This window comes from Paratractidigestivibacter sp., assembly GCF_052362415.1.
Lineage (GTDB): Bacteria > Actinomycetota > Coriobacteriia > Coriobacteriales > Atopobiaceae > Paratractidigestivibacter.
The window spans coordinates 22,195-24,395 of sequence record NZ_DAWEMK010000019.1 but is presented as its reverse complement, the minus strand read 5'-3'; the positions used below and the strand labels follow the sequence as shown (position 1 = coordinate 24,395).

Below are 2,201 nucleotides of genomic sequence, written 5' to 3'. Positions count from 1 at the left end.
TCTGGCTGAGCTCACCGTCCCCCACGCCTGTGACCTGCACGTCCTCGGGCACGCGCCGACCGTACTCCCGCAGGCAGGTGAGGGCGCCGTAGGCGATGGAGTCGGTCGCGCACACGATCGCGTCGGTGTCGGGGAACTCGTCGAGGAGCCGCTCGGCGGCGGTGTACCCGGCGTCGACCGAGAAGTCCGCCACGAGCTGAGCGTGCTCGGGGACCTCCATCCCCGCGTCCGCGCACGCGTCCAAGAACCCGAGGTGGCGGTCGCGCCCGGCGGCGAGGTCCTCCTCGAGGACGCCGATGTAGACGGGGCGCGACGACTCGCGCAGCACGAGGGCGGTGACGTCGCGCATGGCGTCGCGGTCGTTTTGGAACACGCAGGAGCGCCCGGGAAGCTGCTGCTCGAGGACGACCACCGGCAGATTCGTCTTGTCCATGGCCTCGAAGTGCTCGTCTGTGAAGACCGTCGCCACGAGAACGATGCCGTCGACCTGGCGCTTCTCTTCAAATAAGCGCAGGTAGGCGACTTCGCGTGCGGCGTCGTTGTCGGTGTTCGCAAGGAGGACCTGGTAGCCGCGCTCGGCAAAGACGGGCGTCATGCCGGCGACCATGCGGCTCACCGAGGCGGAGTTGATCTTCGGGATGATGACGCCGACGGTGCTCGACTTGCCCGTGCGCAGGCTCTTCGCGTGCTGCGAGGGGGAGTAGCCGGTGGCCTTGACCACGGCGCGGATCCGCTCGCGCTTCTCCTGGCTCACGTAGCCCTCGTTGAAGTAGCGCGACACCGTCGCGCGGGAGACCCCCGCCATCTGCGCTATCTGGTTGATGTCCAAAGCACTCCTGCCCTCGTTGCGTTTCTGCACGCAAGTCTACCCGCGATGCCCTCGCTGCAACACCAACACTGGGTACAATCGGAGGTGTATGCCGAGCAGAAAGGACTCGTTATGAACGAAGTGCTCACCGCTATGCGCGACCGCCGCAGCTGCCGCCAGTTCAAGGACCAGATGCCCGCCGCCGCCGACCTCGACAGTATCGTTGAGGCGGGTCTCTACGCCGCCTCGGGCATGGGCCGCCAGTCCACCATCGTCCTCAAGGTCACCAACAAGGACCTCCGCGACCGCCTGAGCGCCATGAACGCGGCGATCATGGGCAAGGGCCCCGACTTCGACCCGTTCTACGGGGCGCCCGCGATCCTCGTCGTCCTCGCCGACAAGACCGTCCCCACCCACGTCTACGACGGCTCCCTGACCATGGGCAATATGATGGTTGCCGCCGAGTCCCTGGGGCTCGCGAGCATCTGGGTCCACCGCGCCAAGGAGGAGTTCGACTCCCCGGAAGGCAAGAAGATCCTCGCCGACCTCGGCGTCGAGGGCGACTACGAGGGCATCGGCCACTGCGCCGTCGGCTACTGGGGCGCAGAGAAGCCCGAGGCGCCCGCTCGCCGCGAAGGTCGTGTGTTCTGCGCCGAGTAGCCCGCCTTCGCAGGTCATCTCGCGCACTTTTTGCTAGCCTAGAAGGCCGCGCGGCGACGAGCCGCCGGCCTTTTTTCACGTCGCGAAGGAAGCCGCCACTATGGAACTCAGCCAGGCCATCGACCTTGCGAGCGCCTTCGTCCTGCCGGGCCTCGTCTCTGACGAGGCGTCCCTGCAGGCGGAGCGCATGAAGAACGAGGACGCCATCAAGACCCTGATGGACGCTTGGAAGTCGGCGCCGGCCGGCAAAGAGCCCTTCGGCTTCGACCTCGTGCTCTCGCTCGTGGACCGCAACCGCGGCGTCTGCGACCGCATCGGCGCGGAGAAGCTCCGCGACACCTCGCCCTCGGCGCTCGCGCGAAAGCTCCCCGACTCAGACCTCGTCCACGCCGTCGCCGCGATGCAGCATCGCCCCGACGCCGAGGTCGCCGCTCAGGCCGGCCCCGCGCTCGAGGACCTGAACATCGCCTATGTGGACGCGCCGGTCTCCGGCATGGTCATGGGCATCGACATCGAGACGACCGACCGCGACCCCGCCCGCGGCTATGTGGTCAACATCGGCCTCGAGTTCATGGACCTCGCCGCGAAGGCCAAGCCCCACGACGCCTTCGCCGGCTACTGCGGCATACCCGCCATGTACGCCGAGAAGGGCGTGCCGCTCGAGTTCATCCACCACATCACCTGGGACGACGTCAAGGACGTCAAGCCCCTGCGCGCGAACGCGCCGATGCAG

The 2,201-nt window shown here is 67.5% G+C and carries 3 protein-coding genes; 2 read left to right on the top strand and 1 reads right to left on the bottom strand.

The window, feature by feature from the left end; all coding sequences use genetic code 11:
• A partial coding sequence (locus tag ACT84W_RS03445) for a LacI family DNA-binding transcriptional regulator (RefSeq protein ID WP_444328212.1) occupies positions 1-829 on the bottom strand: 829 nt, incomplete at its 3' end.
• A 111-nt stretch (positions 830-940) separates the two neighbouring features.
• Here ACT84W_RS03445 and ACT84W_RS03440 point away from each other — a divergent pair.
• Positions 941-1,468: a nitroreductase family protein gene (locus tag ACT84W_RS03440; protein WP_432291188.1), complete on the top strand. Its 528-nt coding sequence runs from the start codon at positions 941-943 to the stop codon at positions 1,466-1,468.
• Positions 1,469-1,568: 100 nt separating this feature from the next.
• The coding region (locus tag ACT84W_RS03435; protein ID WP_444328211.1) for a 3'-5' exonuclease at positions 1,569-2,201 on the top strand (633 nt) is incomplete at its 3' end.